The organism is Streptomyces sp. NPDC048269, assembly GCF_040652395.1.
GTDB lineage: Bacteria > Actinomycetota > Actinomycetes > Streptomycetales > Streptomycetaceae > Streptomyces.
The window spans coordinates 62186-85025 of record NZ_JBEZLW010000013.1 but is presented as its reverse complement, the minus strand read 5'-3'; the positions used below and the strand labels follow the sequence as shown (position 1 = coordinate 85025).

Sequence of the window (22840 nt, the reverse complement as noted above, 5' to 3'; positions counted from 1 at the left end):
CATAGGGAGCACCCCCACGGGGTGATGCAACGACCCCGCCCGTCAAGGCCGGTCGAGCCGCAGCCGTTCCGTCTTCGGCAGCCCCGCGACCACCAGGTCGTAGGAGTCCTCCACCAGCTCCCGGACCATCTCCTCGGGCAGCGCACCCGGCCCGCCCACGGTCACCGTGTTCCAGTGCCGCTTGTTCATGTGATAGCCCGGCACGACCGCCGCGTACTCCTCGCGCAGCCGCACCGCCAGCTCCGGGTCGCACTTGAGGTTGACCTTCAGCGGCTCGGCGTCCAGCGCCGTGAGCGCGAACACCTTGCCCAGCACTTTGAACACGGAGGTCTCCGGGGTGAAGGGGAACTCTTCCACCGCCGCGTTGAAGCTCAGGCAGAACTCCCGCAGCTGCGCCGGGGTCATTCCCCCTCCTTCCCCGCGGTCTCGGCCGCGGCCACCGGTTCCACCAGCACCGTCACGATCTTGTTCCGCCGCCCGGCGGGGGACTCGGCCGTCAGCCGCAGCGGCCGCCCGTCCGGCAGCTCCACCAGCGCCGATGCGCCCGCGATCGGCACCCGGCCCAGCGCCTTCGCCAGCAGTCCGCCGACCGTCTCCACGTCCTCGTCGTCGAAGGCTTCGACCTTGAACAGCTCACCGAGGTCGGTGATGTCCAGGCGCGCCGTGACCCGGTAGCGGTCCTCGCCGAGGTCCTCGACGGGCGGGAGTTCCCGGTCGTACTCGTCGGTGATCTCGCCGACGATCTCCTCCAGGATGTCCTCGATCGTGACGATGCCGGCCGTGCCGCCGTACTCATCGATGACCACGGCCACGTGGTTGCGCACCTGCTGCATCTCGCGCAGCAGATCGCCCGCGTTCTTGGTGTCCGGCACGAACACGGCCGGCCGCATGACCGTGGAGACCAGGTCGGACTCCGCCTCGCGGCTGATGTGGGTCTTGCGGACCAGGTCCTTCAGGTAGACGATCCCGACGATGTCGTCCTCGTTCTCCCCGGTCACCGGGATGCGCGAGAAGCCGGACCGCAGCGCGAGCGTCGTCGACTGACGGATCGTCTTGTACCGCTCGATGCAGATCAGGTCGGTGCGCGGCACCATCACCTCGCGCACCAGGGTGTCGCCGAGCTCGAAGACCTGGTGCACCATCCGGCGCTCGTCGTCCTCGATCAGCGATTCCTTCTCGGCGAGGTCGACCATCGCGCGCAGCTCGGCCTCGGAGGCGAACGGCCCCTTGCGGAAGCCCTTCCCGGGCGTGAGCGCGTTGCCGATGAGGATCAGCAGCTGCGGGATCGGGCCCATCACCCGGGCGAGAGGTACGAGGACGTACGCCGCGGCCGTCGCGGTGTTCAGGGGGTGCTGACGGCCGATCGTACGCGGGGACACCCCGACGGCGACGAAGGAGACCAGCACCATCACGGCGATGGCCACGAGCAGCGCCGTCCAGTTCTCGCCGAACTCGTCGAGGCAGACGTAGGTCACGAGGACCCCCGCCGCCATCTCGCAGGTGACGCGGACCAGCAGCGCCACATTGAGGTAGCGGGTAGGGTCGCCGGCCACCTGGGCGAGCTTGGCGCTGCCGCGCCGGCCCTCCCGTACGGCTTGCTCGGCGCGGAAGCTGGAGATGCGGGCGATCCCGGACTCGGCGCACGCCGCGAACCAGGCCACCACCACCAGCAGGACGGCGCCGGTGATCAGTTGGGGGGCGGTCACGAGACGGTCGGCGCCGGGGACGGGCCGGTCATCCCGCGCTCGGTGCGCCAGCCGTCGACGATGGCCGCCTGGAGGCCGAACATCTCGGCCTTCTCGTCCGGCTCCTCGTGGTCGTAGCCGAGCAGGTGCAGCACCCCGTGGACGGTCAGGAGCTGGAGCTCCTCGTCCATGGAGTGCTGCGTCGGGGCTTCCTCGCCCTGCCTCTTGGCGACCTCGGGGCAGAGCACGATGTCACCGAGGAGTCCCTGCGGGGGCTCCTCGTCGTCCTTCGCCGGCGGACGGAGCTCGTCCATCGGGAAGGACATGACGTCGGTGGGTCCGGGCAGGTCCATCCACTGGATGTGGAGCTGCTCCATCGCGTCCTCGTCGATGACGATGACGGAGAGCTCCGAGAGCGGGTGGATCCGCATCCGGGTGAGCGCGTAGCGGGCGATGTCGAGGATCGCATGCTCGTCGACCTCGGTTCCGGACTCGTTGTTGACGTCGATCGACATGGTGCGCTGAGTTCTACTTCCCGTGTTGGCCGTTCCGGCCGTCCTGGCCGTCCTCGTACTTTTCGTACGCGTCGACGATACGGCCGACCAGCTTGTGCCGGACCACATCCTCGGACGTGAGCCGCGAGAAGTGGATGTCCGGGACCCCTTCGAGGATCGACTGCACCTGACGCAGACCGCTCCTGGTGCCGCCCGGCAGCAGGTCGACCTGGGTGATGTCACCGGTGATGACGATCTTCGAGTCGAAACCGAGGCGGGTCAGGAACATCTTCATCTGTTCCGGAGTGGTGTTCTGCGCCTCGTCGAGGACGACGAACGCCTCGTTCAGGGTGCGTCCGCGCATGTACGCCAGCGGTGCCACCTCGATGGTCCCGGCGGCCATCAGCCGGGGGATCGAGTCCGGGTCGAGCATGTCGTGCAGGGCGTCGTAGAGCGGCCGCAGGTACGGGTCGATCTTGTCGAAGAGGGTGCCCGGCAGGAAGCCGAGCCGCTCCCCCGCCTCGACGGCCGGCCGGGTCAGGATGATCCGGCTGACCTGCTTGGACTGCAGGGCCTGGACCGCCTTGGCCATGGCGAGGTAGGTCTTGCCGGTACCGGCGGGGCCGATGCCGAAGACGATCGTGTTCTTGTCGATCGCGTCGACGTACCGCTTCTGGTTGAGGGTCTTGGGCCGGATGGTGCGGCCGCGGCTGGAGAGGATGTTCTGGGTGAGCACCTCGGCGGGCGTCTCCTCCCCTCCTTCCACGTCGGTCCCATTGGCCCGGAGCATGGCGATCGAGCGTTCCACTGCGTCCTCCGTCATCGGCTGCCCGGTGCGGAGCACCAGCATCATCTCGTCGAACAGGCGCTGGATCAGAGCGACTTCCGCCGCGTTCCCGACAGCGCTGACCTGATTGCCCCGCACGTGGATGTCGGCCTCCGGGAAGGCCTTCTCGATCACGCGCAACAGGGCGTCACCCGAGCCGAGCACCGTCACCATCGGGTGCGTCGCCGGAACGGTGAAGTGGGCTCGCGCCTGGCCCGGCGCTGGGATCTGGGCTGTGGGTGTCTGAGTCATGGGCCGGCACTGTGGCCTGCGCATACCTCCCGCTGAGGGGCCGCGCCGATCGACGACCTCCGGACTACCAAGCGTACGTCGCCGCCGCGCCTTCCCCGAGAGGTTTTCCGCGCCGGACCCGGCCGGCTACGCGGAGTGCCGGAAGCCGATCGTCGGCACCGCCCTGCGCCGCGCCGCCGGGGTCGAGCCGGGCGGGACCAGGTCGTCCAGGAAGGCGTAGCGGCCGCGCAGCCCGTCCGGGACGGCCAGCCACCAGTGGGCCACCTCCGGCCAGCCGGGGGCCGACAGGGAGCCGCCGAACTCCTGGACCGACAGGGCCGCCGTCAGCCCGGCGAAGGCGAGCCGGTCCGCCAGCGGCCAGCCGGCCAGCGTGCCGGTGACGAAGCCCGCCACGTACACGTCGCCCGCCCCGGTCGGGTCCAGCTCCTCCACTGCGATCCCCGGGACGTGGGCCGTCTCCCCCGTGTGCCCGTCCACCGCGTACGAGCCCTCCGCGCCCATCGTCACCACGGCGATCGGCACCTTCTCGGCCAGCGCGCGGGCGGCCGCGCGCGGGCAGTCGGTCCGGGTGTACCGCATGGCCTCGCCCGCGTTGGGCAGGAAGGCCTCGCAGTGCTCCAGGTCGGCCAGGGCCCCCAGGTCCCAGCGGCCGCTCTCGTCCCAGCCCACGTCCGCGAAGACCCGCGAGCCGCGGCGCGCCGCCTCGCGGATCCACTCCTCGCCCCGGCCGGGCCCCAGCGAGGCCACGGCCGCCCGGGCCCGCGGCGGGCACTGCGGGAAGGGGCCGGGGCCCGCCGGCGGAGGCGCCTCGTGGCCGTGCGAGACCATCGTGCGCTCGCCCTCGTACGCCATCGATACGGTGACGGGGCTGTGCCAGCCGGGGATGATCCGCGACATGGAGAGATCGATGCCCTCGCCCTGTTCGAGGGCGTCCCAGCAGTACTCCCCGTAGTGGTCGTCGCCGAAGGCCGCAGCGAGGGAGGTGCGCAGGCCGAGCCGGGCGAGGGCGGTGGCCATGTTGGCGACGCCGCCGGGGCTGGAGCCCATGCCGCGCGCCCAGGACTCGGTACCGCGCACGGGGGCCGAGTCGAGGCCGGTGAAGATGATGTCGAGGAAGACCGTTCCGGTCAGGAAGACGTCGCAGCCCGGTTCCTGGGGGTCACGCAGCGGACCGAGCGGGTCCACTGTCGCTTCGAGGCTGTCGTCTCTGTCCCGACTGGTCACGGTGTACTCCCCGTTGTTCTCGAAGGGTCGTTTCTGCACGAGGGTTTTCCAGGGAAAGCTGCCAGCTGTTCCCGCCCCTGGCGGGGTCAAAACCCAGTGTGGCGCAGATCACTGCCCGAAGGCCCTTATCTGCAACTCCCGCTGCTTGATAGACAGGGGCCCCGCTCTCCCCGCGGCGCCTCCGACATCCCCCACGCACCACCTGGAACGTCCGTGCTCCACCGCGCCTCCGCGCCGCCCCCCGCCCGGCCCCTGGTGGCCCTCTTCACCGCCGGCTACGCCGCCCCGTACCTGCTGCCGACCCTCGTCGGACGGCTCGACGCCCATCTCCCGCTGAGCCCGGCGCAGGCCGGGCTGATCGGCTCGGCCCTGCTGCTCGGTTCCGCCGCGGCCGGTTTCACCCTGGCCTCCCGCATCCCGCGCCACGGGCCCCGCCGGCTGGCCCGGCTTGGGCTGCTGCTCGCCGTCCTGGGCTACGGCACGGCGGCCGCGACCCCGCTCCTTCCCCTGGTGGTCACGGGCGCGGTCGTCGGCGGCTTCGGCTCCGGGGCCGCGACGGCCGTGGCCGCCGCCGGGATCGCCGGGCAGCGGGACCCGCACCGCACCTCCGCCCTCGGGCTGCTGTCGGTATCGGCGACCGCGGGGACGCTGTACCTGACCCTGCCGCGGCTCGGGGGCGGCCACGGCCTGCCCTTCGCCGCGATCGCGCTGGTCGCGGCGGCGGCCTGGCCGGCCACGGGCCGCCTGGGCGGGGCCACCGGCGCCGCCGTCACCGGGATCCCCGCGGGCCGGCTGCCGTATCCACGCGCGGGGGTGGTCCTGGCGGGCGGCCTGATGCTCTGGTCCCTCGCGCAGAACGCCCTGTGGGGGGTCAGCGGCCGGATCGGCGCCCAGCAGGCGGGCCTGTCGGAGGTCGCCCTGGGGGTCGTCTTCGCCGCGGCGCTCGGGGCGGGCCTGCTCGGGGTCACCGCCGCCTCCGCGCTCGGCGCCCGCCTGGGCCGGGCCGTGCCGATCGGCGCGGGCACGGCCGTCATCGCCTGCTGCGTGGTGCTCTCGTCCTCGGCGCGCGGCCCCGCCGCATTCGCGGCGGGCGAGATCCTGTGGAACGCGGCCTACCCGGTGGTCCTGTCCTACGCCATCGGCCTCGCGGCGGCGCTGGACCCGCGCGGCCGCTGGGCGGTGCTGGCCGGGTCCGCGTCCTCGCTGGGCGTGGCCTGCGGGCCCGTCACCGGCAGTCTGCTCGCCGAGGGCGCGGGTTTCCCGGGCATGGGCCTGGTGCTGGGCGCGCTGCTGCTGGCCGTGGCGGGGCCGATGACCGCGGTCGCGCTGCACGCCGGCGGCCGCCCGCTGACCGCCGGCTCGGTACGCCGCCGCGGCGGGGCCCCGGCGGCGGTACTGGCGGCCGGCGCGGGGGCGCCGTCCGGGGCGGTGCCGCGGGTCGGCGCGGCGGAGCTGGAGATCACGGAGGTCTCCCTCCGCCGCCTCCCCCGCCGCGTCCTCCTGCTCTCCCCCACGACCCGCCGCTCCCGCGAACGGGTCTAGCCGCCGCGCGGAGCTGGTCCCCGCCCCGCCCTTTCTCCGTTTCGCCGGGCTCCGCCCCGGCCCCCGCGCCTCCATCGCCGGGCGAGGCTCGATGTGGCCTGCGGCGGAGGCCAGCAGCGGCGCCGCACCGGCCCGGCAGCACAGCCGGGCCGGACCACCGTTCAGGCCCGCTTGGGCAGCGGAACGCGCACCAGGTCCGCCGCCACGGTGAGTTCGCCCTCGAATCGGGCCTCGCGGGCCTGGCGCTCGAACGCGGACGGGTCCGTGTACCGCTGTGAGAAGTGCGTCAGCACGAGGTGCCGCACACCGCCGTCCCGCGCCGCCCGCGCCGCCTGGCCGGCCGTGAGGTGCCCGTGGTCGGCGGCCAGTTGCGCGTCCTCGTCGAGGAAGGTCGACTCGATCACCAGCATGTCGCAGCCCTCGGCGAGCGCGGCCACGCCCTCGCACAGCCGGGTGTCCATGACGAACGCGAACCGCTGCCCCGGCTTCGGCTCGCTGACCTCCTCCAGCGTGACCCCGCCCAGCCGCCCCTCGCGCTGGATCCGGCCCACGTCCGGCCCCTTGATCCCGTACCGCGCGAGCAGCTCCGGCACCATGCGGCGCCCGTCGGGCTCGGTGATCCGGTAGCCGAAGGACTCCACCGGGTGCGAGAGCCGCCGCGCCTCCAGGACGTACGAGTCCCCGCGCGCCAGGGTCAGCGTCCCGTCCCCGGCCACCGGCTCCTCGTCGATCAGGACGGTCTCCCGGTAGGCCGTGGCGTACCGCAGCCGGTCGAAGAACTTCTGCCCCGAGGCCGGGTAGTGCGCGGTCACGGCGTGCGGGACCCGGTCGAGGTTGATCCGCTGGATCACCCCGGCGAGGCCGAGGCTGTGGTCACCGTGGAAGTGGGTGACGCAGATCCGGTTGATGTCGTGCGCGGCCACCCCGGCCCGCAGCATCTGGCGCTGGGTGCCCTCGCCCGGGTCGAAGAGGATGCCCTCGCCGTCCCAGCGCAACAGGTAGCCGTTGTGGTTCCGGTGGCGCGTGGGCACCTGACTGGCGGTGCCCAGCACCACGAACTCGCGTACGGACACGGTCTATCCGGGGGGCCACTGGAGGCCGCGGCCTCCGAGGACGTGCGCGTGCGCGTGGAAGACGGTCTGGCCGGCGCCGGAGCCCGTGTTGAACACGACCCGGTAGCCGTGGTCGTCGATCTTCTCCTCGGCGGCGATCCGCCCGGCCTCACGCAGTATGTCGGCGGCGATGACCGGCTCGGCCGCGGCCAGTGCGGCGGCGTCGGAGTAGTGGACGCGCGGGATGACCAGCACGTGCGTGGGCGCCTGCGGGTTGATGTCGCGGAACGCGACGGTCGTCTCGGTCTCCCGGACCAAGGTCGCCGGGATGGTCCCCGCGACGATCTTGCAGAACAGGCAGTCGGCCTGCGGTTCCCCGGCCATCGCTTCGCCTCCGTGTCGTTGATCGCTCCGGGCATCGTATCCCCGGAGCGATCGACGCGAACGGCTGAGCCCTGAGGGCTGTCCCGTAATCCCCGGTGGGTCGGCGCACGGCGTCGGATGCGGTGCATCGCAAGGTGGAGGGGCGCCCCCGTACTGGGCGTATTCGGGCGTTCCGACAACGCAGCGAGGTGCCGTGGCCGGCGTCGTGCGCCCGCCGGGGATGACGGGACAGCCCTCAGGCCTTTCGGAGATCCGGAAGAGACGGGTCAGGCCCAGCGCCCCGTGCGGGCGAGCAGGACCGCCGTCGCGGCGGTGCCGGCCGTGGAGGTCCGCAGGACGGAGCGGCCCAGGCGGTAGGGGTGGGCGCCCGCCTCGGCGAAGACGGCCAGTTCCTCCGGGGAGACCCCGCCCTCGGGACCGACGACCAGCACGATCGACCCGGCCGCCGGGAGCTCGGCGGAGGCCAGCGCCTCGGAGGGGGTGTCACGGTCCTCGTGGAGCACCATCGCCAGGTCGGCGCCGGCCAGCAGCGCGGCCACCTGCTTGGTGGACATGGCCTCGGACACCTCCGGGAAGCGCACCCGGCGGGACTGCTTGCCCGCCTCCCGGGCCGTGGCCCGCCACTTGGCCAGGGACTTGGCCCCGCGGTCGCCGCGCCACTGCGTGATGCAGCGCGAGGCCTGCCACGGCACGATCGCGTCCACGCCCGTCTCGGTCATGGTCTCCACGGCGAGCTCGCCGCGGTCCCCTTTGGGCAGGGCCTGCACCACCGTGATGCGGACCTCCGGTTCGGCTTCCAGCCCGGCCGGGGACACCGCCAGGACGAGGCGGTCCTTGCCTTCCGTTGCCTTCACGACCGCATCCGCCCAGCCGCCCCGGCCGTCCGTGAGGACCACGGCCTCGCCCGGGTTCAGCCGCTTCACGGACACCGCGTGCCGGCCCTCAGGGCCCTCCAGGACGAACTCCGGTCCCGCCGGGACCGCTTCGACCACGAACACCGGGGCCGTCATGACGCACTCCTCATCTGCCTTGCCTTCAACGTGCACTGTGCCTCGGCCAGTTCGGCCGCCAGCACCTCCACCAGCTCCCCGGCCGGCAGCGTCCGCGCCAGCCGGTGCCCCTGGCCCGCCCACAAGGCCATGCCCTGCGGGTCCCCGGCCGCCGCGGCCGCCTTGCGCAACCCCGAGGTCAGGTGGTGGACCTGCGGGTAGGCGGCGGGGGCGTACGGCCCGTGCTCGCGCATGAACCGGTTCACCAGGCCCCTGGCCGGCCGCCCGGAGAAGGCCCGGGTCAGCTCGGTCCGGACGAACAGCGGGTCGGTCAGTGCCTTCTTGTGCAGCGGGTCCGCCCCCGACTCCGGACAGGCCAGGAAGGCCGTCCCGAGCTGGGCCGCCTCGGCGCCCGCCGCCAGCAGCGCGGCGATCTGCGAGCCCCGCATCAGGCCGCCCGCCGCGATGATCGGGAGCGCCACGGCCTCCCGTACCTGCGCCACCAGCGCGAGCAGGCCCACCGCCGCCGTGCCGTCGGCCTGCGGGTCGTCCCGGAAGGTGCCCTGGTGGCCACCCGCCTCCACCCCCTGCACGCACACGGCGTCGGCCCCGGCCTCCTGCGCGGCGCGAGCCTCCTCGACCGAGGTCACGGTGACGACGGTGTAGGTACGGGCCTTGCGCAGGGAGGCGAGGACCGACGGGGCGGGACAGCCGAAGGTGAAGGAGACGACCGGAACCGGGTCCTCCCGCAGAATGGCGAGCTTCGCGTCGTAGCCGTCGTCGCAGGTGCCGATGATGTCCTCGTCGGCGAGCGAGATCTCGTACCAGCTCGCCTCTCCGGCCAGCTGCCCGCGGTACGCCTCGACGGCGGCCGGGTCGACGTAACCGGTCTGCGGCATGATGAGGTTCACGCCGAACGGGCGCCGGGTGAGGGCGCGTACCTGCTTGATCTCCTGGTACATGCCGTCGGCTGTCTTGTAGCCACCGGCCAGGAAGCCCAGCCCGCCCGCCTCGCACACGGCCGCGACGAGCGGCGGACAGGAAGCGCCGCCCGCCATGGGTGCCTGCACGATCGGGTGGGGGGAGAGACCGTTCGGTGCGGTGGACATGGACTGCATCGTGCCATGTCCCGCTCAGGGGGCCGAATCACGGCATTCGCCTGGCATAGTCCGCTTCCTGGCGTGGCCGGGAAGCGGCCCCGGGGGAATGCGACGAGCCCGGCCGGGGGTGTCCCCGGGCCGGGCTCGTCGATGAGGTCGCGGGCGGTCAGCGACCGTTGAAGGCGTCCTTCAGCCGGCTGAACAGCCCCTGCTGCCCCGGGGCGAACTGGCCGGTCGGCCGCTCCTCGCCGCGCAGCTTCGCCAGCTGCCGCAGCAGGTCCTCCTGCTGCGGGTCCAGCTTGCTCGGCGTGGTGACCTCGACGTGCACGATCAGGTCGCCGCGCCCGCCACCGCGCAGGTGGGTGACACCGCGCCCGTGCAGCGGGATCGCCTGGCCGGACTGGGTGCCGGGCCGGATGTCGATCTCCTCCAGGCCGTCCAGCGTCTCCAGCGGGCACTTGGTGCCCAGCGCGGCCGCCGTCATCGGGATGGTGACCGTGCAGTGCAGGTCGTCCCCGCGCCGCTGGAAGGTCGGGTGCGGCAGCTCGTGGATCTCCACGTACAGGTCGCCGGCGGGGCCGCCACCCGGGCCGACCTCGCCCTCGCCCGCGAGCTGGATGCGGGTGCCGTTCTCGACGCCGGCCGGGATCTTGACCGTGAGGCTGCGGCGGGAGCGGACCCGGCCGTCGCCCGCGCACTCGGGGCACGGGGTCGGGACCACGGTGCCGAAGCCCTGGCACTGCGGGCAGGGGCGCGAGGTCATGACCTGGCCCAGGAAGGACCTGGTGACCTGCGAGACCTCACCGCGGCCGCGGCACATGTCGCACGTCTGCGCCGAGGTGCCGGGAGCGGCGCCCTCGCCGGAGCAGGTGGTGCAGACGACGGCCGTGTCGACCTGGATGTCCTTGGTGGTCCCGAAGGCCGCCTCGTCCAGCTCCAGGTCCAGGCGGATCATGGCGTCCTGGCCCCGCCGGGTCCGCGAGCGCGGGCCGCGCTGCGAGGCCTGGCCGAAGAAGGCGTCCATGATGTCGGAGAAGTTGCCGAAGCCGCCCGCCCCGAATCCGCCCGCGCCACCGCCGCCGCCCGAGGAGGACAGCGGGTCGCCGCCGAGGTCGTAGACCTGCTTCTTCTGCGGGTCCGAGAGCACCTCGTAAGCCGCGTTGATCTCCTTGAAGCGCTCCTGCGTCTTCGGGTCCGGATTCACATCCGGGTGGAGTTCACGCGCGAGGCGCCGGAAGGCCTTCTTGATCTCGTCCTGCGATGCGTCGCGGCGCACGCCGAGAACGGCGTAGTAGTCCGTGGCCACTTACGACTCCGCCAGGATCTGTCCGACGTAACGTGCCACTGCGCGTACCGCTCCCATCGTTCCGGGGTAGTCCATGCGGGTCGGTCCGACCACGCCGAGTTTGGCGACAGTTTCGCCGCCCGAACCGTAACCGACCGAGACGACGGACGTGGAGTTCAGTCCCTCGTAGGCATTCTCATGCCCGATCCGTACGGCCATTCCCGACTCATTGGCCTCGCCCAGCAGCTTGAGGAGCACGACCTGCTCCTCCAGCGCTTCGAGCACCGGCCTGATCGTCAGGGGAAAATCGTGTCCGAAGCGGGTGAGATTGGCGGTACCGCCGATCATCAGCCGCTCCTCCGCTTCCTCGACCAGGGTTTCGAGGAGCGTCGCCAGCACGGTGGAGACCGTGCCGCGGTCCTCGGCCTCGAAGGATTCGGGGAGGTCCTGGACGAGCGGGGGCACATCGGTGAACCGGCGGCCGACGACCCTGCTGTTGAGCCGGGCCCGCAGGTCCGCAAGCGAGGTCTCGCCGAAGGGGCTCGCACAGTCGATGAGCCGCTGCTCGACGCGGCCCGTGTCGGTGATCAGTACGAGCATCAGCCGGGCCGGGGCCAGCGACAGCAGTTCGACGTGGCGCACGGTGGAGCGCGTCAGCGAGGGGTACTGGACGACCGCGACCTGGCGGGTGAGCTGCGCGAGCAGCCGCACCGTCCGGCCGACCACGTCGTCGAGGTCGACGGCGCCGTCGAGGAAGTTCTGGATGGCCCGGCGCTCGGGCGACGACAGCGGCTTGACCCCCGCCAGCTTGTCGACGAAGAGCCGGTAGCCCTTGTCGGTGGGGATCCGGCCGGCGCTGGTGTGGGGCTGGGCGATGTAGCCCTCGTCCTCCAGCACGGCCATGTCGTTGCGCACGGTGGCGGGCGAGACGCCGAGCCGGTGCCGCTCTGTGAGCGCCTTGGAGCCGACCGGCTCCTCCGTCCCGACGTAGTCCTGGACGATGGCGCGCAGCACTTCGAGTCTGCGTTCGCTGAGCATCGCGCACACCTCCAGCTGTGGTCCGTTGCCTTGTTCGCTGCCTGCTGCCTGGCACTCTGGGCGTTCGAGTGCCAGAGATCCCCCGCTCAGTGTACGGCCGGGTAGTAAGACCCTGGCAAGGGAGGCCCGCCAAGGTAGCGTCGCGGCATGGACGTGCGTTGGGAAGAGGCGGGCTGGGAACGACTGACCGGGCGGACCGGCCGGCGGCGGCTTCCGGTGTGGGACTGCACGGTGGGACTGGTGGTGGGGGAGGATTCCGTCCTCCTCGTCGACCCCGGTTCGTGCCTCCGGGAGGGCGCGCAGGTGCGGGCCGAGGCGGAGCGCCTGACCGGCCGGCGAGTGACCCATATCGCATTCACGCACGGCCATTTCGATCACGTGCTGGGCGGGGCGGCCTTCTCCGGGGCCGAGGTGTTCGGGGCCGTCGGACTGGACGCGCTGCTCGCCACGGGCCGCGATGAGCTGCGCGAGTCGGCGGTACGGCACGGACTGGCGGAGGCGGAGGCGGCGGAGGCCGTGGACCAGCTGGTGCTGCCGCAGCACCCGGTGTCGGGCGAGTGGACGCTGGAACTGGGCGGGGTGCAGGTGCTGCTGGCGAACGTGGGCCCCGGGCACAGCGGGCACGACCTGGCGGTCTTCGTGCCCGGCGAGCGCGAGACGGTCTTCTGCGGGGACCTGGTCGAGGAGTCGGGCGAACCCCAGGCGGGCCGAGACGCGGTACCGGCGCAGTGGCCCGCGGCCCTGGACCGGCTGCTGTCGCTGGGCGGGGACGACGCGCTGTACGTGCCGGGTCACGGAGCGGTGGTCTCCGCGGCCTTCGTCCGTGCGCAACGCGCCACACTGGCCGCCCGTTTCGGCGTGTCGGAGGCATGACGGCCGCGGCTCTCCTAGTGTCGGCCGGATGCGCGAGTACTCCCCCGACCTGACCCCGCAGTGGAAGCGCCCCAAGGCCGTGCCCGAGGTGGCAGCGGAACACGATCTGGTGGTCGAGGTGGCCGGTACGGACTTCTGCGGCGCGGTGGTGGCCTGCGAGGCGGGCAGGGTGACCCTGGAGGACCGCTTCGGCAAGCGGCGGGTGTTCCCGATGGAGCCGCGCGGCTTCCTTCTGGAGGGGGCGGTCGTCACCCTGGTCCGCCCGTCGCGCGCTCCGGCGGCTCCCGCGCGCACCGCGTCCGGGTCTATCGCCGTCCCGGGCGCCCGCGCGCGGGTGGCGCGGGCGGGCCGGATCTACGTCGAGGGCCGGCACGACGCCGAGCTGGTGGAGCGGGTCTGGGGTGACGACCTGCGGATCGAGGGCGTGGTCGTGGAGTACCTGGAGGGGATCGACGACCTCCCGGCCGTCGTGGCCGAGTTCGGCCCGGCCCCGGACGCCCGGCTGGGGATCCTGGTGGACCACTTGGTGCCGGGCTCGAAGGAGTCCCGCATCGCGGCGTCGGTGACCTCGCCGGACGTGCTGATCGTGGGCCATCCGTACGTGGACGTGTGGCAGGCGGTGAAGCCGTCCGCACTGGGCATCCCCGCGTGGCCGGCCGTCCCCCGGGGCCAGGACTGGAAGACGGGCATCTGCCGGTCCCTGGGCTGGCCGGAGAACACCGGGGCCGCCTGGCAGCACATCCTGTCGAAGGTGACCTCGTACCGCGACCTGGAGCCGACCCTGCTGGGCCGCGTCGAGGAGCTGATCGACTTCGTGACGGCCCCCTGAGCGGACCGGGCGTCAACTCCGGTCCGGTACACGCTCACCTTCGGGTGACAGTGCGTGTACGCCGGGCCACGCCGGGCAAGGGTGCTGACCATGATCACCTTTGCCCTCCGGCGGCGCGTCCTCGTCGCCGCCGCCCTGGTCGCCGCCGCCCTCCTCCCGTCCACATCGGCCTACGCGGCGCCGCAGGCCGCCCCGCACGCCGCTCCGGCGAACTCCTGCCCGCGGGTGACCGACCACCTCTTCGCCGCCGCGGACCAGCGGGCCGACGTCGCCCGCATCACGCCGTCCCCGTCCTGGCGCATCAACTGCAAGCAGCTCTACCGCGCCGACAGCCGCCCGCCGGAGGTCGTCTTCGAGGAGGGCTTCCACCCGAAGGCCACGGTGGACGGGCAGTACGACATCGAGCAGTACGTGCTGGTCAACCAGCCCTCCCCGTACGTCTCCACGACCTACGACCACGACCTGTACAAGACGTGGTGGAAGAGCGGCTGGAACTACTACATCGACGCCCCCGGCGGGGTGGACGTGAACCAGACCATCGGCGACACCCACAAGTGGGCCTCGCAGGTCGAGGTCGCCTTCCCCGGCGGCATCGAGCGCTCCTTCATCGTCGCGGTCTGCCCGGTCGACAAGGCGACCAAGACCGAGATCATGAACGAGTGCCAGGACAACCCGCACTACCGGCCCTGGCGGGAGAACTACCCGGGCTGAGCGGCCGCCCCTCGGGGCCTGGTCAGTCGACCAGGTCCCGGACCACCGCGTCGGCGAGCAGCCGTCCCCGCTGGGTCAGCACGGCCCGCCCGGCCTCGTAGGGACCGGACTCCAGCAGCCCGTCCGCCAGGGCGCGGCGGGAGGCGGCGAGCCCGGCCGGCGCGAGCAGCGACAGCGGCGCGCCGTCCACCAGGCGCAGCTCCAGCAGGATCCGCTCGACCCGGCGGTCCTCCTCGGAGAGGAGCTCGCGGCCCGCGCCCGGGGACCGGCCCTCGGCCAGCGCCGCCGCGTAGGCGCCCGGGTGCTTGACGTTCCACCAGCGGACCCCGCCCACGTGCGAGTGGGCGCCGGGACCGGCGCCCCACCAGTCGGCTCCGCGCCAGTACAGCTCGTTGTGCAGGCAGCGGCCGGCCTCCGAGGTGGCCCAGTTCGACACCTCGTACCAGTGGAATCCGGCGTCCGCCATGACCTCGTCGGCGATCAGGTACCGGTCGGCGTGCACGTCGTCGTCGGTCATCGGGACCTCGCCGCGGCGGATCCGCCGGGCGAGCTGGGTGCCCTCCTCCACGATCAGCGCGTACGCGCTGATGTGGTCGGGCCCGGCCCCGAGCGCGGCGTCCAGCGACGCCCGCCAGTCCGCGTCGGACTCCCCGGGCGTCCCGTAGATCAGGTCGAGGTTGACGTGCTCGAAGCCCGCCGCCCGCGCCTCCGCGACACACGCCTCGGGGCGGCCGGGGGTGTGCGTGCGGTCGAGGACCTTCAGGACGTGCTGCTTGGCGCTCTGCATGCCGAAGGAGATCCGGTTGAAGCCGCCGGAGCGCAGCTCTGCCAGGTACTCCGGATTCACCGACTCCGGATTGGCCTCGGTGGTGACCTCGGCGTCCGGCGCCAGACCGAATTCGTCCCGGATCGCCGCGAGCATCCGTACGAGGTCCCCGGCGGGCAGCAGCGTGGGCGTACCGCCGCCGACGAACACGGTCCGGACCTCCCGCGGGTCGTCCCCGAGCACCTTCCGCGCCAGCCTGACCTCGTCGATCAGGGTGTCGGCGTAGTTCTCCCGGGAGGCGAGCACACCGCCGGTACCCCGCAGCTCGGTGGCCGTGTAGGTGTTGAAGTCGCAGTACCCGCAGCGCGTGGCGCAGTACGGGACGTGCAGGTAGAACCCGAGCGGCCGGTCCCCGGCACCCACCAGGGCGTGCGACGGCAGCGAGCCGTCTTCGGGCATGGGTTCACCGTCGGGCAGTGCGGAAGGCATACCCCCATCATCCCGCACCGCGCCCCCACCCTCGCCCAGCGCAATCCAGCCCCACCGGCGCTTGGGGGCGCAGGGTCCGGGGCGGAGCCGCGATCCCCTAGCCGCTCCCGCGCACTCAGGCGGCCGAACCCAGCCTCGCCGGCGTTTGAGGCGCGGGGCCCGGGGCGGAGCCCCAGGAAGCGGCCCGCAGGGAAGCCGCGGCAGGCCCGGCCCCCGGGGCCGCCCGGCAGCGGCGGGGCATGCGGGGCGGTCCACCGCCCCGCCCCGTCCGGCCCGCCGCCAGGCGTCACGCCTCGCGGGCGCCCTCGTACATCTCGTCGATCAGGTGCTTGAACTCACGCTCGACGACCGGGCGCTTCAGCTTGAGGCTGGGCGTCAGGTCACCGTGCTCGACGTCGAGGTCGCGCGGCAGCAGCCGGAACTTCTTGACCGTCTGCCACTTCTGCAGGCCCTCGTTCAGGGTCTGGACGTACGTCTCGATCAGCCGGGTGGTCTCCGGCGCGGCCAGCACCTGCGCGTACGTCTTGCCCTCCAGCCCGTTCTCGACCGCCCACGTGAGGATGGACGGCTCGTCGAGCGCGACCAGGGCCGTGCAGAAGTTCCGGTCGGCGCCGTGCACGACGATGGTCGACACGTACGGGCAGATCGCCTTGAACTGGCCCTCGACCTCCGCCGGCGCGACGTACTTGCCGTTCGAGGTCTTGATCAGGTCCTTCTTGCGGTCGGTGATGCGCAGGTAGCCGTCGGGCGACAGCTCGCCGATGTCTCCCGTGTGCAGCCAGCCGTCGGACTCCAGGACCTCGGCGGTCTTCTCCGGCTGCTGGTGGTAGCCCTGCATGATGCCGGGGCCGCGCAGCAGCACCTCACCGTCGTCGGCGATGCGGACCTCGGTGCCGGGGAGCGGCTTGCCGACCGTGCCGGTGCGGTAGGCCTCGCCCGGGTTGACGAAGGAGGCCGCGCTGGACTCGGTGAGGCCGTAGCCCTCCAGGATGTGGATGCCGGCGCCGGCGAAGAAGTAGCCGATGTCGGGCGCCAGGGCGGAGGCGCCGGAGACGGCGGCGCGCAGCTTGCCGCCGAAGGCGTCGCGGAGCTTGGAGTAGACGAGGGCATCGGCGATCTTGTGCTTGGTGGCGAGGCCGAAGGGGGCGGTCGCCTGGCCGGTGCGGCGGAAGTTGTCCTGGGTGACCTTGGCGTACTCCCGGGCGACGCCGACCGACCACTGGAAGATCTTGTACTTGGCTCCGCCGCCGGCCCGCGCCTTGGCGGCCACGCCGTTGTAGACCTTCTCGAAGATGCGCGGAACGGCCGCCATGTACGTCGGCTGCACGACCGGCAGGTTCTCGATGATCTTGTCGATCCGGCCGTCGACGGCGGTCACGTGCCCGACCTCGATCTGGCCGGAGGTCAGCACCTTGCCGAAGACGTGGGCCAGCGGCAGCCACAGGTACTGGACGTCGTCCGAGTGGATCATGCCGGTGGCCACGGTGGCCTTGGCCATGTACGACCAGTTGTCGTGGGGCAGCCGGACGCCCTTGGGGCGGCCGGTGGTGCCGGAGGTGTAGATGAGGGTGGCGAGCTGGTCGGCGGTGATGGCCCCGATCCGCTCCTTGACCGCCTCGGGGTGCTTGGCGAGGTACTCCTTGCCGCGTGCCTCCAGATCGGCGAGCGAGAGCACCCAGCCCTCCGGGTCGCCGTCGGCGGCGACCGCGTCGGCGGCCTCCACGACGACCACGTGGGCGAGTTTCGGCAGGTCGGCGCGGCGCTCGCGCGCCTTCGCGAGCTGTGCGGCGTCCTCGGCGATGAGCACCTGGCTCTCGGAGTCCGAGAGGATGAACGCCGACTCCTCCGCGTTCGTGCTGGGGTAGATCGTCGTGACCGCGCCGCCGGCGCACATCACGCCGAGGTCGGCGAGGATCCACTCGACCCGGGTGTTGGAGGCGAGCGCGACCCGCTCCTCGGAGCCGAGGCCGAGGTCGATCAGCCCGGCGGCGATCGCGAAGACCCGCTCGGCCGCCTGGCCCCAGCTGAGCGACTTCCAGTCGTCGGGGCCGCCGGTGCCGCCGGCTGCCGGCACCGGGTACCGGTAGGCCTCAGCGTCCGGCGTGGCCGAGACACGCTCAAGGAAGAGGGCCGCCACAGTGGGCGGGCGGTTCTCGATCAAGGTCTGTGTATCGCTCACGGACGTCCTCCGGACCACGCGGCAGGGCCTGTCATTGGGGGCAGTGACTCAAGGCTTGTAACTGGCGAGTAACCATCGAGCAGTGATCAGACTAGGGGCCCTCCGCCTGGTGCGTAAGAGCCCCCGAGCGGCCGATTCATAACGAAACTGGCCCCCGCACTTCCGCGCGGGGGCCAGTTTCGTACGCAATGCCTGGTGCCGGGGCTACTTCTTCTTGCCACCGGACTCGTCGCTGGACAGCACCGCGATGAAGGCCTCCTGCGGGACCTCCACGGAGCCGACCATCTTCATCCGCTTCTTGCCTTCCTTCTGCTTCTCCAGCAGCTTCCGCTTACGGGAGATGTCACCGCCGTAGCACTTGGCGAGGACGTCCTTGCGGATGGCGCGGATGGTCTCGCGGGCGATGACGCGGGAGCCGATCGCGGCCTGGATCGGCACCTCGAAGGCCTGCCGCGGGATGAGCTCGCGCAGCTTGGCGACCAGGCGCACGCCGTAGGCGTAGGCGGCGTCCTTGTGCGTGACGGCGGAGAAGGCGTCGACCTTGTCGCCGTGCAGCAGGATGTCGACCTTGACCAGGCTGCCGGACTGCTCGCCGGTGGGCTCGTAGTCGAGGGAGGCGTAGCCGCGCGTCTTGGACTTCAGCTGGTCGAAGAAGTCGAAGACGATCTCCGCGAGCGGGAGCGTGTAGCGGATCTCGACGCGGTCCTCGGAGAGGTAGTCCATGCCGAGGAGGGTGCCGCGGCGCTGCTGGCAGAGCTCCATGATCGCGCCGATGAACTCGGTGGGCGCGAGCACGGTGGCCCGGACGACCGGCTCGAACACGTCCGAGATCTTGCCCTCGGGAAACTCGCTCGGGTTGGTGACGGTGACTTCCTTGCCGTCCTCCATGACCACCCGGTAGACCACGTTGGGCGCGGTGGCGATCAGGTCGAGGCCGAACTCGCGCTCCAGGCGCTCGCGGACCACGTCCAGGTGGAGCAGGCCGAGGAAGCCGACGCGGAAGCCGAAGCCGAGCGCCGCCGAGGTCTCCGGCTCGTAGACGAGCGCGGCGTCGTTGAGCTGCAGCTTGTCGAGGGCCTCGCGCAGGTCCGGGTAGTCGGAGCCGTCGAGCGGGTACAGGCCCGAGAAGACCATCGGCCGCGGGTCCTTGTAGCCGCCGAGGGCCTCGGTGGCGCCGTTGTGCAGGCTGGTGATGGTGTCACCGACCTTGGACTGACGGACGTCCTTCACGCCGGTGATGATGTAGCCCACCTCGCCGACGCCGATGCCGTCGGAGGGGGTCATCTCCGGCGAGGAGACGCCGATCTCCAGCAGCTCGTGGGTGGCGCCGGTGGACATCATCCGGATGCGCTCGCGCTTGTTGAGCTGGCCGTCGACCACACGGACGTAGGTCACGACGCCGCGGTACGAGTCGTAGACCGAGTCGAAGATCATCGCGCGGGCCGGGGCGTCCTTGACGCCGACCGGGGCCGGGACGGTGGCGACGACCTTGTCGAGCAGCGCCTCGACACCGAGACCGGTCTTCGCCGAGACGCGCAGCACGTCCTCCGGCTGGCAGCCGATCAGGTTGGCGAGCTCCTCGGCGAACTTCTCCGGCTGGGCCGCCGGCAGGTCGATCTTGTTCAGGACGGGGACGATCGCGAGGTCGTTCTCCATCGCCAGGTACAGGTTGGCGAGGGTCTGGGCCTCGATGCCCTGGGCGGCGTCCACGAGGAGGACCGTGCCCTCGCACGCGGCGAGCGAGCGCGAGACCTCGTAGGTGAAGTCGACGTGCCCGGGGGTGTCGATCATGTTGAGGATGTGGGTGCTGCCCTGACCCTCGCCCGTGGTGGGCGCCCAGGGCAGCCGGACCGCCTGGGACTTGATCGTGATGCCGCGCTCACGCTCGATGTCCATGCGGTCGAGGTACTGGGCGCGCATCTGCCGCTGGTCGACCACACCGGTGATCTGGAGCATCCGGTCGGCAAGCGTCGACTTGCCGTGGTCGATGTGCGCGATGATGCAGAAATTGCGGATCAGCGCCGAGTCGGTACGGCTCGGCTCGGGCACGTGGCTGGGGATCGCGGGCACGCAGTGTCCTGATTCTCGGGTCGCAGTCGGAAGCGTTTGCGGAGCGTCGGTCGGAGCGAAAGTCCGGCTCCCGTCGCTCTCGGCGGCGCGATGTCGGATCTATACGCAGACTCCCATGCTCCCATGGACGGGGCAGTGCGCTCGGTTTGGGCCGCCCGGAGCGTGCCTGGTAGCCTGGGCAGCTGTGTCTCGTATGCCCTCTCAGCTGTCGAGGCACAATCCGAAGATCAAATCTCTGAACCTGAAAAGGCTCTTTCGTGGCGAACATCAAGTCCCAGATCAAGCGGAACAAGACGAACGAGAAGGCGCGCCTGCGCAACAAGGCCGTCAAGTCTTCGCTCAAGACCGCGATCCGCAAGGCCCGCGAGGCCGTCCTCGCCGGTGACGTCGAGAAGGCCACCGTGGCTTCTCGCGCCGCCGCGCGTGCGCTCGACAAGGCTGTCTCGAAGGGTGTCATCCACAAGAACGCCGCCGCCAACAAGAAGTCGGCGCTGGCCTCCAAGGTTGCCTCCCTGCAGGGCTGAGCTCTGATGTGATCGCCGGAACGGACCCAGCGGGCCCTCTCTCCCGCTCCTGACCGGCACCCCGCGCCGCACACGAAGCGTTCGCCACGCGGGTGCGGCGCAGCAAAAGCAGTGACCGAAGGCCCCGGCCCACCACCCTTCCCCAGGGTGACGGCCGGGGCCTTCGTGCTACCCGGACCTGTCCGGAGAGGTCCGAAGAGGTCTAGCGGCGCTGGGGGCGGGCCGCGCGCGCCACCGCGACGACCGCCTTCTCCAGGGCGTACTCGGGGTCGTCGCCGCCGCCCTTGACCCCCGCGTCGGCCGCGGCCACGGCGCGCAGGGCGTCCGCGACGCCGTCCGCCGACCAGCCGCGCATCTGCTGGCGAACCCGGTCGATCTTCCAGGGCGGCATGCCGAGGTCCCGGGCGAGGTCGCCCGGGCGGGCCCCGCGCGGGGCGGAGGCCAGCTTGCCGATCGCGCGCACCGCCTGGGCCAGGGCGCTGGTGATCAGGACCGGCGCCACCCCCGTGGACAGGGACCACCGCAGGGCTTCGAGGGCCTCCGCCGCCCGCCCCTCGACCGCCCGGTCGGCGACGGTGAAGCTGGAGGCCTCGGCGCGGCCCGTGTAGTAGCGGCCGACCACGGCCTCGTCGATGGTTCCCTCGACGTCCGCGCACAGCTGCGCCGCCGCGCTCGCCAGCTCCCGCAGGTCGCTGCCGATCGCGTCGACCAGGGTCTGACAGGCCTCGGGGGTCGCGGAGCGGCCCAGCGTGCGGAATTCTCCGCGGACGAACGAGAGCCGGTCCGCCGGCTTCGTCATCTTCGGGCAGGCGATCTCCCGTGCGCCCGCCTTGCGCGCCGCGTCCAGCAGCCCCTTGCCCTTGGCCCCGCCCGCGTGGAGGAGGACGAGGATGATCTCCTCGTAGGGCGCGTCGAGGTACGCCTTCACCTCCTTGACCGAGTCCGCGGACAGGTCCTGGGCGCCCCGCACGATCAGGACCTTGCGCTCGGAGAAGAGCGAGGGGCTCGTCAGCTCGGCCAGCGTGCCGGGCTGGAGCTGCTCGGAGGCGAGGTCGCGGACGTCCGTGTCGGCGTCGGCGGCGCGGGCGGCCGCCACCACCTCCCGTACGGCACGGTCGAGCAGCAGGTCCTCCTGCCCCACCGCGAGGGTGAGCGGGGCAAGCGGATCGTCGGTGGAGTTCTTCCTGGTGGCCATCGGCTCCAGCATCCCACGACGCACCGACAGCCCTCCTCGTCGCGTGCCCGAGAATGGTCGCGTGAACGTGCGACATGTACTCGTCCTGCCCGACCGCGACGCCGCCGAGGAGGTGGCGCAGGAGGCCGTCGACCGCTTCGGCCTCCCCGAGGAACCGCAGTTGGTCCGCGACGCCCTGGCCGGCGAGGACGACGCCGAGGACGCCCAGTGGCTCGTGGTCGTCGAGGACCCGCGAGAACGGCTCGACTCGACCTCGCTGGACGCCCTCGCGTCCGAGTACGAGGGCTGGCTGGAAGTCCCCTAGTACCTGAGGGACCACCTCAGTACCTGCGGGACTGCCCGAAGGACTGCTGAGCGCTCAGGCTTTGTGGACGATCTGCACGTCCAGGGTCACTTCCACGCTCGAACCGATCGCCGCGATCCCGTGCGCCAGCATCGACTGCCAGTTCAGGGTGAAGTCCTCGCGGTGCAGTTCGGCCGTGGCCCGGCAGGCGGCCCGCGGCTCGCTCTCCATGCCCGTGCCCAGGCCCAGGTACTGGGTGTCCAGGGTGACGGAGCGGCTCACCCCGTGGAGGGTGAGGGCGCCGGCCACGGCCCAGCGGCTGCCGCTGCGGTGGATGAACCGTTCGCTGTAGAACTCCACCGTCGGGTGGCGGACCGCGTCCAGGAAGTCGCCTGACCTCAGGTGGTCGTCGCGCATCCGCACCCCGGTGTCGATGCTCGCCGCGTCGATGATCACGTGCATGGAGGAGTCCTCCATGCGCTCGGCTATCCGTACCGCGCCGGCGAACGTGTTGAACCGGCCGCCGATCCGGGCGAAGCCGATGTGGCGGGCCGTGAAGGCGATGGACGAGTGCGTCGGGTCGAGCTCCCAGTGGCCGGGCTGCGGCAGCAGCGGCGGCTCCACCGCGTCGAGGACGATCTCCCCGGTACCGGGCTGCGCCGGGTCCCCCACGAGCGTCGCCCCGTGGAACGGCGCGTACCCCTCGGCGGTGACGGACAGCCGGTACTCGCCCTCCGGTACGGCCGCCGTGAACCCGCCGTAGGGGTCGGTCTCGCCGCTGACGATCCGTCGGCCGATCGGGTCGGTCACCTCGAACGCGGCCTGCCGGATCGGCTGGTGGACCGTGTCGAGAACCCGGCAGCTGAGCAGACGCGCCGTCGGCGGCAGCGTCAGTGTCGCGGATGTGGGCGGACTGGAACTTCCGGCCGTCTCCATCCCCCGTCGGCGACCGAACATGGCTGATGCACCCCCGTGCTGTGTGGATTTGGACCGCTCTGGCGAAAACGCATTCGATCATGCTGTCGGGTTGTGGGCAAACAGAATGGCCCC

At 71.8% G+C, this 22840-nt stretch carries 22 protein-coding genes; 6 read left to right on the top strand and 16 right to left on the bottom strand.

The window, feature by feature from the left end:
• Positions 1 to 42: 42 nt before the first annotated feature.
• The 5 genes from AB0D48_RS17170 to AB0D48_RS17150 form a co-directional block, all read right to left on the bottom strand.
• Positions 43 to 405 (bottom strand): MmcQ/YjbR family DNA-binding protein, encoded by a 363-nt coding sequence (locus AB0D48_RS17170; protein WP_362396738.1) that lies wholly within the window; start codon positions 403 to 405, stop codon positions 43 to 45.
• Entirely contained in the window at positions 402 to 1706 is a 1305-nt protein-coding gene (locus AB0D48_RS17165) for a hemolysin family protein (RefSeq protein WP_362396734.1), read from the bottom strand. Before AB0D48_RS17165 ends, AB0D48_RS17170 begins: the two co-directional genes overlap by 4 nt.
• Positions 1703 to 2200 carry an rRNA maturation RNase YbeY gene (gene ybeY, locus AB0D48_RS17160; RefSeq protein ID WP_362396731.1) on the bottom strand — a complete coding sequence of 166 codons (498 nt, stop codon included), beginning with the start codon at positions 2198 to 2200 and terminating at the stop codon, positions 1703 to 1705. The genes AB0D48_RS17165 and ybeY overlap by 4 nt, the downstream gene beginning before the upstream one ends.
• 13 nt (positions 2201 to 2213) lie before the next feature.
• A complete protein-coding gene (locus AB0D48_RS17155) occupies positions 2214 to 3257 on the bottom strand; it encodes a PhoH family protein (protein WP_362396728.1) in 1044 nt (347 codons plus the stop codon).
• Between the two features lie 126 nt (positions 3258 to 3383).
• A complete protein-coding gene (locus AB0D48_RS17150; protein ID WP_362396987.1) occupies positions 3384 to 4442 on the bottom strand; it encodes a PfkB family carbohydrate kinase in 1059 nt (352 codons plus the stop codon).
• Between the two features lie 252 nt (positions 4443 to 4694).
• Here AB0D48_RS17150 and AB0D48_RS17145 point away from each other — a divergent pair, with 252 nt between their 5' ends.
• On the top strand, positions 4695 to 6023 hold the full coding sequence (locus AB0D48_RS17145; protein ID WP_362396725.1) for an MFS transporter: 1329 nt from the start codon (positions 4695 to 4697) through the stop codon (positions 6021 to 6023).
• Positions 6024 to 6184: 161 nt separating this feature from the next.
• Here the strand turns inward: AB0D48_RS17145 and AB0D48_RS17140 are convergent, their stop codons facing one another.
• The 6 genes from AB0D48_RS17140 to hrcA form a co-directional block, all read right to left on the bottom strand.
• Positions 6185 to 7096, bottom strand: a complete 912-nt coding sequence (locus AB0D48_RS17140; protein WP_362396723.1) for a ribonuclease Z — start codon at positions 7094 to 7096, stop codon at positions 6185 to 6187.
• A gap of 3 nt (positions 7097 to 7099) precedes the next feature.
• Complete coding sequence (locus AB0D48_RS17135; protein WP_362396720.1) at positions 7100 to 7459, bottom strand: histidine triad nucleotide-binding protein; 360 nt, start codon at positions 7457 to 7459, stop codon at positions 7100 to 7102.
• A 266-nt stretch (positions 7460 to 7725) separates the two neighbouring features.
• Positions 7726 to 8469 (bottom strand): 16S rRNA (uracil(1498)-N(3))-methyltransferase, encoded by a 744-nt coding sequence (locus AB0D48_RS17130; RefSeq protein WP_362396717.1) that lies wholly within the window; start codon positions 8467 to 8469, stop codon positions 7726 to 7728.
• Positions 8466 to 9557: a nitronate monooxygenase gene (locus AB0D48_RS17125; RefSeq protein WP_362396712.1), complete on the bottom strand. Its 1092-nt coding sequence runs from the start codon at positions 9555 to 9557 to the stop codon at positions 8466 to 8468. Before AB0D48_RS17125 ends, AB0D48_RS17130 begins: the two co-directional genes overlap by 4 nt.
• 157 nt (positions 9558 to 9714) lie before the next feature.
• The gene (gene dnaJ / locus AB0D48_RS17120) at positions 9715 to 10854 is read right to left on the bottom strand and encodes a molecular chaperone DnaJ (RefSeq protein ID WP_362396710.1); all 1140 of its coding nucleotides are present in this window, start codon (positions 10852 to 10854) and stop codon (positions 9715 to 9717) included.
• Positions 10855 to 11871, bottom strand: coding sequence for a heat-inducible transcriptional repressor HrcA (gene hrcA, locus AB0D48_RS17115; protein ID WP_362396707.1), 1017 nt, complete (start codon positions 11869 to 11871; stop codon positions 10855 to 10857).
• Positions 11872 to 12018: 147 nt separating this feature from the next.
• Between hrcA and AB0D48_RS17110 the strand changes: the two genes are divergently transcribed.
• From AB0D48_RS17110 to AB0D48_RS17100, 3 genes are all read left to right on the top strand, one after another.
• Positions 12019 to 12744, top strand: coding sequence for an MBL fold metallo-hydrolase (locus tag AB0D48_RS17110; protein ID WP_362396704.1), 726 nt, complete (start codon positions 12019 to 12021; stop codon positions 12742 to 12744).
• 28 nt (positions 12745 to 12772) lie between these two features.
• Positions 12773 to 13573: a DUF3097 domain-containing protein gene (locus tag AB0D48_RS17105; RefSeq protein ID WP_362396701.1), complete on the top strand. Its 801-nt coding sequence runs from the start codon at positions 12773 to 12775 to the stop codon at positions 13571 to 13573.
• A 90-nt stretch (positions 13574 to 13663) separates the two neighbouring features.
• A complete protein-coding gene (locus tag AB0D48_RS17100; RefSeq protein WP_362396698.1) occupies positions 13664 to 14284 on the top strand; it encodes an ADP-ribosyltransferase in 621 nt (206 codons plus the stop codon).
• 22 nt (positions 14285 to 14306) lie between these two features.
• Here the strand turns inward: AB0D48_RS17100 and hemW are convergent, their stop codons facing one another.
• The 3 genes from hemW to lepA all read right to left on the bottom strand — a co-directional run bounded on the left by hemW (position 14307) and on the right by lepA (position 19788).
• Positions 14307 to 15539 carry a radical SAM family heme chaperone HemW gene (hemW, locus tag AB0D48_RS17095; protein WP_362396695.1) on the bottom strand — a complete coding sequence of 411 codons (1233 nt, stop codon included), beginning with the start codon at positions 15537 to 15539 and terminating at the stop codon, positions 14307 to 14309.
• A gap of 286 nt (positions 15540 to 15825) precedes the next feature.
• On the bottom strand, positions 15826 to 17718 hold the full coding sequence (locus AB0D48_RS17090; RefSeq protein ID WP_362396692.1) for an AMP-dependent synthetase/ligase: 1893 nt from the start codon (positions 17716 to 17718) through the stop codon (positions 15826 to 15828).
• Between the two features lie 204 nt (positions 17719 to 17922).
• Positions 17923 to 19788, bottom strand: a complete 1866-nt coding sequence (gene lepA / locus AB0D48_RS17085; protein WP_362396689.1) for a translation elongation factor 4 — start codon at positions 19786 to 19788, stop codon at positions 17923 to 17925.
• 257 nt (positions 19789 to 20045) lie between these two features.
• Between lepA and rpsT the strand changes: the two genes are divergently transcribed.
• Positions 20046 to 20312: a 30S ribosomal protein S20 gene (gene rpsT, locus AB0D48_RS17080; RefSeq protein WP_356868905.1), complete on the top strand. Its 267-nt coding sequence runs from the start codon at positions 20046 to 20048 to the stop codon at positions 20310 to 20312.
• Between the two features lie 202 nt (positions 20313 to 20514).
• Here rpsT and holA read toward each other — a convergent pair whose 3' ends face one another.
• The gene (holA, locus tag AB0D48_RS17075) at positions 20515 to 21507 is read right to left on the bottom strand and encodes a DNA polymerase III subunit delta (RefSeq protein ID WP_362396685.1); all 993 of its coding nucleotides are present in this window, start codon (positions 21505 to 21507) and stop codon (positions 20515 to 20517) included.
• Positions 21508 to 21568: 61 nt separating this feature from the next.
• On the opposite strand from holA, the gene AB0D48_RS17070 reads away from it, so the two are divergent.
• A complete protein-coding gene (locus tag AB0D48_RS17070; protein ID WP_362396682.1) occupies positions 21569 to 21811 on the top strand; it encodes a hypothetical protein in 243 nt (80 codons plus the stop codon).
• A 54-nt stretch (positions 21812 to 21865) separates the two neighbouring features.
• Here the strand turns inward: AB0D48_RS17070 and AB0D48_RS17065 are convergent, their stop codons facing one another.
• Positions 21866 to 22726, bottom strand: a complete 861-nt coding sequence (locus AB0D48_RS17065) for a YceI family protein (RefSeq protein WP_362396985.1) — start codon at positions 22724 to 22726, stop codon at positions 21866 to 21868.
• Positions 22727 to 22840 lie beyond the last annotated feature (114 nt).

Bases quoted from the DNA above. Each gene is read 5' to 3' on its own strand.
- hemW (WP_362396695.1), bottom strand. From the start codon at position 15,539: ATGCCTTCCGCACTGCCCGACGGTGAACCCATGCCCGAAGACGGCTCG.
- AB0D48_RS17110 (WP_362396704.1), top strand. From the start codon at position 12,019: ATGGACGTGCGTTGGGAAGAGGCGGGCTGGGAACGACTGACCGGGCGG.
- ybeY (WP_362396731.1), bottom strand. From the start codon at position 2,200: ATGTCGATCGACGTCAACAACGAGTCCGGAACCGAGGTCGACGAGCAT.
- AB0D48_RS17135 (WP_362396720.1), bottom strand. From the start codon at position 7,459: ATGGCCGGGGAACCGCAGGCCGACTGCCTGTTCTGCAAGATCGTCGCG.
- AB0D48_RS17130 (WP_362396717.1), bottom strand. From the start codon at position 8,469: ATGACGGCCCCGGTGTTCGTGGTCGAAGCGGTCCCGGCGGGACCGGAG.
- AB0D48_RS17105 (WP_362396701.1), top strand. From the start codon at position 12,773: ATGCGCGAGTACTCCCCCGACCTGACCCCGCAGTGGAAGCGCCCCAAG.
- AB0D48_RS17125 (WP_362396712.1), bottom strand. From the start codon at position 9,557: ATGTCCACCGCACCGAACGGTCTCTCCCCCCACCCGATCGTGCAGGCA.
- hrcA (WP_362396707.1), bottom strand. From the start codon at position 11,871: ATGCTCAGCGAACGCAGACTCGAAGTGCTGCGCGCCATCGTCCAGGAC.
- holA (WP_362396685.1), bottom strand. From the start codon at position 21,507: ATGGCCACCAGGAAGAACTCCACCGACGATCCGCTTGCCCCGCTCACC.
- AB0D48_RS17100 (WP_362396698.1), top strand. From the start codon at position 13,664: ATGATCACCTTTGCCCTCCGGCGGCGCGTCCTCGTCGCCGCCGCCCTG.
- AB0D48_RS17155 (WP_362396728.1), bottom strand. From the start codon at position 3,257: ATGACTCAGACACCCACAGCCCAGATCCCAGCGCCGGGCCAGGCGCGA.
- AB0D48_RS17170 (WP_362396738.1), bottom strand. From the start codon at position 405: ATGACCCCGGCGCAGCTGCGGGAGTTCTGCCTGAGCTTCAACGCGGCG.
- AB0D48_RS17065 (WP_362396985.1), bottom strand. From the start codon at position 22,726: ATGGAGACGGCCGGAAGTTCCAGTCCGCCCACATCCGCGACACTGACG.